Consider the following 7,688-nt stretch of genomic DNA (forward strand, 5'->3'; position numbering starts at 1 on the left):
AAGTACGATTGTTAATTTTTCTTTGTTTGGTTCTTTAACTAAAACTTCTAATGTCAGTTTGTCTTGGGATTGTAAAGTGTCAACAATTATTTTTTGACTTTTTAACCTATCCAAAATATCAGGTTCAGGAAGTAATTCAGTTGAGCGATTAACTTTATCTTCTTTTATGTCTGTTTGTAAATCACTCGTTATTTTTTTCGTTTCGCCTTTTTGTTGACAAGAAACAAATATGAATATTATCAATATGTATTTTAGGTTTCTCATTTGTCCTTATGGCGGCTAACGTGTTTGTGTATGGTTAGTTGCGTGGTTAAGCGAGTAAGTTAGCAAATAATTACGACATAGAAAGTCCGCGAGGACTTTCGTAAGTAAGCTCGACAAAGCAATTAATTATACACGGTGTTAGGCACAGTGCTATTTATCAATTGCGAATTAATTCATTTCCACCACCATTTCCGAGTACGTCGAAAAGTTGATATTGCCATTCGCCATTACCACAATCACAAACCGCTCTAACACCAATATTTAATTGACCTGAAGTATTTGGCATAACATCCTTGTAAGCTGTATCATCATAGTTTCTAATAGCGCTATTAGGTATTTGCCATTCATAGGTTATATTTAGAGGTTCATTAGCTTGGTAAAGTATTGGAATGTATTGAGCATATAATTTAGTCCACGTGCCAACAGTTAAATCATAAACACCAATTTTCTGAATGGATAAACCATCGTTACTTGGCACACCAACCCAAATGCCTTTTTCAATTACAAAACTGCTGTTAGGTAAGTTAGCAGTAATTAAACCTGCGTAATCGTCATTGGCTATATTACGTGTAACTGTTACACTTGTATTGGTTTGAGAAATAATGGTAAGATTGTCTGAAACTGTCCAATCTATAGAGGTTACACAAGGATGGCTTAAGCCATCAAGGATATAAGTATAATATTGTGAATCACAGATTGATGTTGCTCCCGTAATTAAAGCATTGTCTAGATGGTAAGGTATTATACCAACTTCTATATCTTCTTTAGAAACTTCAATTTCTCCACACTCGTCATTACTATAAATTACAGTTATAGAAATAGTACCATAATTGTTAGGGTCTAATTGATTAAGTGTTATTTCGTTGCCATTTGTTGTAAATGACACTAAATTATTTGGGTCTGTAACTGTCCAGTTAACCGTTGTGGCAAGATCCGTAACTGAATAAACACCTGTAGAACACAAAGTATCTTCACCAATTATCTCTGCATTGCTACAAAAAGCTGTACAATCAAATATATCAATAGCTACATCTGGATCTAGTTCTGCAGCCAGCCAGTCACCATTTCTAAAGTTAAAAGAAATGTGCTCCTCGTTTTCACTGTTACTATTAAAATAAGCCGTTATAAAGTTATCAAAAGGAATCCCTAAATTACCAGTTGGTGGATTATCAGCACCGAAAGTTCTAAAATAATCGTCATTATCTAAATTTGTACTACCGCTACCGACATCTAAAGCACTTAGTGTAGGTATAAAGCCAAATGTTTCTTCTATATTAAAATTAATATTTGCAGAACCCATAAGAGCATTAAGCATATCTGCTTGAAATTGGGTTAAATCATCGTCACCATCTCCATCATAATCTTCATCATCATCAAAATAATCAATAGGGTCAATATCTTCAAATAATTCAAACCTACCGCCAGAATAATTGTCATAAGAAAGGTTAACAGGGTTATTATAAGAGCGATCTGTAAGATTTACAGTTATATCTATAAACCATAATAATTGTTTTGTGTAAGATACGTTGCCTTCATAAATATTTTCTGAAGTATTTGCTATTGGTAAAGCTTTGGCGTTAAAATCTAAATCAAAACGACTAGAGCCTGGCAGAACTCCAAGAATTAAAGCAGGTTCATCAAAAATAACAGCTAAAGCAATATCGTCTACAATACCAAGATACGAGCCTAGTATATCTGTTAATACACGAGTTCTAGCATTTCCGTTCATTCTAAACAAGGACGCATTATAATCGTATTCTTGGGTATTGGCGCATTGACTGCCGTTGCTAATGGCTATATTTCTGGTAAGTGTTGGGTAGCCTTTAGACAGTAAGTCTGCCTGCCATGCTGCATGAACATCATTATTAAGACTGAAATTAGATGTTATATAGTTAGATAATAATTGTTGTGTACCTGTCTCATTAAAAAGTGCGCTTATCTCTTGTATAGAAGCATTACCGCCATCACTAACCTCAAAGGAATAATCTCCTAAAGGCGTACTAATAAATTGGTCTGCCAAATGCCTTGCAAAATATTGTATGCCTAACGGTATATTAGCGCCTTGGTGCGGTGCATCATGACTAATGTATAACTTGGTGTCGTGGTCTAAATCTGGGTCATCTTCCATATCTGCAAGGGCATAACGCGCTATAACGCCTCCCATACTTTGACCGAGTACTACATTTTGTTCTGTACTACCATTAGCTGTCTTTTCACTATTAACCCATTGTATAATATCTTCTAATAATAAGGCATTACGCTGCAAATGGTCCCTACCTTTATCCCAATTAACGTAGATGATGTCATAGTCTGTTATTGTGATTCCTAAATTTCCTGCATTTATAGTTGCTTCTTTAAAAAAACGTTCATAATCTACATCACCTAATCCGTTTTCCATACCGAGTAAACCACTATCAAAGCCTTCTACCACAATAAGCGGTTTTGTGATACCATCATCACAATCATTACTACCTAAATAGTCAATCTCAATAGTCGCAGTATTAGTTTGGCCTAAATAATTTTGAGTGCCAACAAATTCAACTTGATCGATACCCAAATCATTAACTGAACAAGGCTCGCTAATAGCTCGTTTCATTATTGTGGATTGAGAAACGGCATCGTATAGAGTTTCTTCAAAAATCATCCTGCTTTGGCTGTATAATATTTGTCCATTGGTTAATGTTAATTTATACGTCCAATCATAAATACCTTCTTCGGTATATTGCAGTTGGTAATTACCATCAAAGGGCATATTAATATAACCAGAACCATTACCAAAATCTATAGCTATACTTTGCACATTGCTTGCTTGGTTAGTGTACCAGACTATGTGGAATTTTATCTTTATCTAAACCAGAAAAAGTTTGGTTAATTTGTGTTGCCCATTCTGTATTAATGGTTTGCGCATTACTATCAAGGCTAATAAAAAGTAATAATGGAATAACAAAACATGATTTAAGCGGGAAGAATTTCATAAATTTATAAAGATAAAGGTTAGACATTATTTTTAGTATTTAATAAGATGAACTAATTAGCAGGTCTACTATTTAACCTGAGTAATGCATATCAAAACGACCTTCTCTAATTTCATGTACAGTACCATTTTGGTCTTCTATATTAAACCAAAACGTACCAGATACAATGTAATTTTCAGTATCTAATTTTGTGATGGTTAATTCACCTCCATAATTAAGTGATGTAAACGATGGTAATGTTGCATACAAATAACCAGCATAAGCATTTCCAAACTCATTGTTTCTTAAAATATAATTGCTCTCATTGATTTCTAAAGCATTCGTTGAGAGAGAAATAGTAATCAAATGATTATCTTGGTCTCTTTTATTGCCTTGTAAACCAAAATAATATTCACCATTGACAAATTGATACACACAGTCCAAAGGATTTGTGCCACCACTTGGTATAAAAGCTTCTCCGTCTAATAAACAACCAAAGGTGTTTTCTCCTGTTTGGGTTGCTGGTGGCAGTTGGTCAATTGGGTTTGTTGGTTGGTCGTCGTCATTGTTACAACAGTTTAGTGTAAGTGTAATTGTAAGTACTAAAAGTAGTTTTTTCATAGAGCAATAATTTTCTTTAAAATTAAAGAAATATAATTGTTCGTAATTACGGTTTTCCCACAATTAACATTATCATTATGTTAATTTTTTCAGAAACTTGCTCACGCATTGTGCCTAACGTGTTTGTGTATGGTTAGTTGCGTGGTTAGGCAACTAAGTTAGCAAACTTTAACGAACCCGTGAAAATTCCGCAGGAATTTTCGCAAGTAAGCTCTAAAAAGCAATTAATTATACACGGTGTTGGCAACAGTTTTTTATTTCTTTTTATTTTCTATAATTTTAAATTCCGTATAGAAATTTTCAAAATCAGAAAAATTTTTGTCAAAAGTATCAATTGTACAAACCAACTGTATTCTATAACAGATTCCATTTTTGTAAATAAAATATTTTTTTGACTTATGGTCAAAACTTGGAATTTTTGAGGTAGTTATAACTTCTCTTGAAAATTCAGAGCCCTCTTGTGAAATATCCGTTTTTAATAGAAAGGGTTGCCATTTTTGTTTTTCGTGATTTATTAGTTCTTTTATGTTTTTAATATCATTGTTTTCATAAGCGTATACTTCTATAGAATTCTGAACCTCAATTTCTTGTGATTCAGAAATAACTTTTGGAAGAGTCCATTCCGTAATAGAAAAATTCTGAATAGTGTCATTTTTAATTTCACCAACTAAGTTCCAATCTGTTGGTATTTTTGCTTGATATGAATATGTTATATTTTCATAAGTCGATTGAGCGCAGGATTGAAAACTTACAGTTAAAGCAATAAGAAAAGTCAAAAGTAATTTGTTCATTAACGTTATGAGTTTAAATTGTTGCCAACGTGTTTGTGTATGGTTAGTTGCGTGGTTAAGCAACTAAGTTAACAAACTTTAACGAACCCGTGAAAATTCCGCAGGAATTTTCGCAAGTAGGGAAGAACCTAGCAATTAATTATACACGGTGTTGTAAGCAGTATTTTATTTACAATAATCTTTAAATTCCATTCCTTTCAGAGCTTTGAAAAATTCCGCTTGAGTGGATTCCGATAAATCATTTCCATAAAAACTCATTGATGTTTTATTATGAGTTTTTCTACTACCTTTTAAACTGTCTATATAAATTCCGCTCGCACCAAAACCTTTGTTTGTCGGCTCGATAAATTTCGCTGAAAAACAAGCAACACTGTCTTTGGTAAATTTATATTTTAGATATTCTTTTGCGTCATATTCAGCAGTAAATTCGTTATCGACTATTAAATGTTTTACCTTTTTTAATCGACTCTTTTGTTTTTCAGAGAATTCAGAATATTCGGTTTCGCTAAATACAAATATTTCAATGTTTTTTGTCAAATCTCCAGAATACCAACCCAAATCAAAAATCAAAGTATCTTGTTCATTAGTAACTAATCCGCCAACATAACTGTCAGTTCCTTTGATTTCATATTCTTTCCAATTTTGAGGTACAGTTAATTCAAATGAGCCAAAGTCAATCGTTTTATATTCGGACTTTTCACAGGAATAAATCAGAAGTAAAATTAGTATCGATAAGGCTTTTCTCATATTGCTTACAACGTGTTTGTGTATGGTTAGTTGCGTGGTTGAGCAACTAAGTTAGCAAACTTTTACGAACCCGTGAATATTCCGCAGGAATTTTCCAATTAGGCACTTGCCCAAGCAATTAATTATACACGTTGTTGTAAAACGTTATTTTATTTTAATCAGCTCAAATTGATAACTTCTTTCCATCCAAGTTGTTTTTAAAAAGAGTGATTTATTTCCGTTTGTTAGTATTTCATATTCGTAAACATCTCCGGATTTACTAAACTCCTTTTTCATTGGGTCATTACTTTCCTTAAATGTCAAATCAAATTCACAATTATCTTTCCATTGTATATCAAGTAATGAGTATGTTCGACCATTTTTCATTCGTTCTAAAAACATATTGTTTGATATCGTAACAAATGTTGTGTCGACAATTCCAACTTCAGGTCTTTCAGTTAGGTAATAAAAGTCTCCTTTTTTTAAATCGTCACATTTTAAATCAGGTTGTTTAGTAAGTTTTTCCTCGTTTCCAATAACTCCAGATGGAAAGTTATCTAGAACATAAGGACATTCTTTAATCATTTTTGCACCGATTTTATTTCCGACTTCTTCCATATTTATGTCGTCCATCGTTTCTGCTTTGTAATGTTCCTTAATCTCTTTTAAATTACTTATCAGTAAATCCTCAAAACAAGGTTCCATTTCAGTAGTATTTTTCACTTCTTGTTTTTCAATACACTTACATAATTCTTTAGTAAGTTTGTCAATGATCTCTTGTGCAGTTAGGTTGTAACTTGTTCCAAGTAAAATAATTGACAAAATGATAATGCGTTTCGTTTTTTTCATAATGTTTTACAACGTGTTTGTGTATGCTTAGTTGCGTGGTTAAGTAACTAATTTAGTAAACTTTTACGAACCTGAGAATATTCCGAAGGAATATTCCAGATGAGCACTTACAAAGCAATTAATTATACACGGTGTTAGCAAATCGTTTTTTATTCAAATTTTTGGTATTCATTTTTTATTTTGTCATTCAGTTTATTCCATTCCGAATTATTCTTAATTTCTATTAATTCCACGTTTATTTCCGATTCAAATTTCGGTGGAATTTTCGGTTTTTGATGCGAGTAGATTTTCAGAGTGTTATTTTCTACTTTGTATATTATTCCACCAAATCCGTGAAAAATATATTCAGATATTGAGTCAGGTTGAAATTCAAAGTCCGACTTCGTAGAAAGCACAGAAATTTTATGGTCGCCAGTCAATCCCCAATTTTTACTTTTCAGATAAAGAGAGGTTTTTTTATTCGGAAAGTAAATCTGTTCCTTTTCAAATACAGGATTACCGATTTCGTCCCAACTTGCAAATTCACGTTCTACTTTCATTCCGAGCCAAAAGGAAAGTATAGTTAGTAAAATGGAAATTATTATTAAATATCTTTTTTTCAATTCGAATTGCGGTTTTTCTTAAATGTTTGCTAACGGTTTTGTGTATGATTAGTTGCGTGGTTAGACAACTAAGTTAGCAAACTTTTACGAACCCGTGAAAATTCCGCAGGAATTTTCGCAAGTAATCTCAATAAAGCAATTAATTATACACGGTGTTGGCAAATCGTTTTTTTATTTTTATTCAAATGTTGATTCCAATATCGATTTCTCAATTTTCTGTTTATCAGTTTCATTGTCATAAACAGCTGCTATCGAAAATTCTTTTCCTTGAATTTCTGTTACATAATAATCAGAAGTGTAAGAATAGTTTTGTTCGGAATAATTAATGGTTTTGCTAATCACATAAAACGTTGTTTCATCAATTATCAGTTCATTAACTTTTACAGTCACTATATTTTTCGGATTATCGTTCTTTGGATTTACCTTGAAATATTCTCCTAATTTTTCAGCATAACCTTTTAGCGTAAACCTTTCAATATTTCCATTGTCTTTATAACTCGCTAAAACAACATTCATTTGTACTGAATCAGTTTTTGCTATTGAGACAAGTATTTTGTCGTGAGTCGAAACTGTAGTTCCGTCATTTTGATTTTTAACATAGTTTTCTCCAGTTTTTCTGTCTTTCTCAAAATTGTCTACTCTCGTAATATATTCGGAAGGCTTTGTGTAACTCCAAATGCTCTTTTCAATTCGGTAGTTATTTTGTCCGAAAGATTGTAAGCTTAAAGTTAATAGTAAAATCAGTATAATGTTTTTCATAGATGTTCTGTCAAATGTTTGCCAACGGTTAAATATATGAATAGTAAGGGATTTAAAAAGCTATTCCTTCGGGTTTTTAATAAGCCAATTTAGTAAATAAATATTTAAATTTTTAATAGATA

General features: G+C 32.2%; 9 protein-coding genes. All 9 read right to left on the bottom strand.

Annotated elements, in window-relative coordinates; translation table 11 throughout:
- Positions 1-243, bottom strand: a 243-nt coding sequence (locus ACFQ13_RS05990) for a hypothetical protein (RefSeq protein ID WP_386115180.1), incomplete at its 3' end; no start/stop codon positions are given.
- Between the two features lie 178 nt (positions 244-421).
- Positions 422-3,064, bottom strand: coding sequence for a hypothetical protein (locus tag ACFQ13_RS05995; protein WP_386115183.1), 2,643 nt, complete (start codon positions 3,062-3,064; stop codon positions 422-424).
- 13 nt (positions 3,065-3,077) lie between these two features.
- Positions 3,078-3,266 carry a hypothetical protein gene (locus ACFQ13_RS06000; RefSeq protein ID WP_386115186.1) on the bottom strand — a complete coding sequence of 63 codons (189 nt, stop codon included), beginning with the start codon at positions 3,264-3,266 and terminating at the stop codon, positions 3,078-3,080.
- Positions 3,267-3,311: 45 nt separating this feature from the next.
- On the bottom strand, positions 3,312-3,839 hold the full coding sequence (locus ACFQ13_RS06005) for a hypothetical protein (protein WP_386115189.1): 528 nt from the start codon (positions 3,837-3,839) through the stop codon (positions 3,312-3,314).
- A gap of 254 nt (positions 3,840-4,093) precedes the next feature.
- Positions 4,094-4,630 carry a hypothetical protein gene (locus tag ACFQ13_RS06010; RefSeq protein ID WP_386115191.1) on the bottom strand — a complete coding sequence of 179 codons (537 nt, stop codon included), beginning with the start codon at positions 4,628-4,630 and terminating at the stop codon, positions 4,094-4,096.
- A gap of 165 nt (positions 4,631-4,795) precedes the next feature.
- On the bottom strand, positions 4,796-5,377 hold the full coding sequence (locus tag ACFQ13_RS06015; RefSeq protein ID WP_386115193.1) for a hypothetical protein: 582 nt from the start codon (positions 5,375-5,377) through the stop codon (positions 4,796-4,798).
- Between the two features lie 144 nt (positions 5,378-5,521).
- Positions 5,522-6,205: a hypothetical protein gene (locus tag ACFQ13_RS06020; protein WP_386115196.1), complete on the bottom strand. Its 684-nt coding sequence runs from the start codon at positions 6,203-6,205 to the stop codon at positions 5,522-5,524.
- Positions 6,206-6,354: 149 nt separating this feature from the next.
- A complete protein-coding gene (locus tag ACFQ13_RS06025) occupies positions 6,355-6,807 on the bottom strand; it encodes a hypothetical protein (protein WP_386115198.1) in 453 nt (150 codons plus the stop codon).
- Positions 6,808-6,984: 177 nt separating this feature from the next.
- Positions 6,985-7,566 (bottom strand): hypothetical protein, encoded by a 582-nt coding sequence (locus ACFQ13_RS06030; protein ID WP_386115201.1) that lies wholly within the window; start codon positions 7,564-7,566, stop codon positions 6,985-6,987.
- Positions 7,567-7,688 lie beyond the last annotated feature (122 nt).

It is taken from the genome of Winogradskyella rapida (genome assembly GCF_042675845.1).
In the GTDB taxonomy this organism is placed as follows: domain Bacteria; phylum Bacteroidota; class Bacteroidia; order Flavobacteriales; family Flavobacteriaceae; genus Winogradskyella; species Winogradskyella rapida.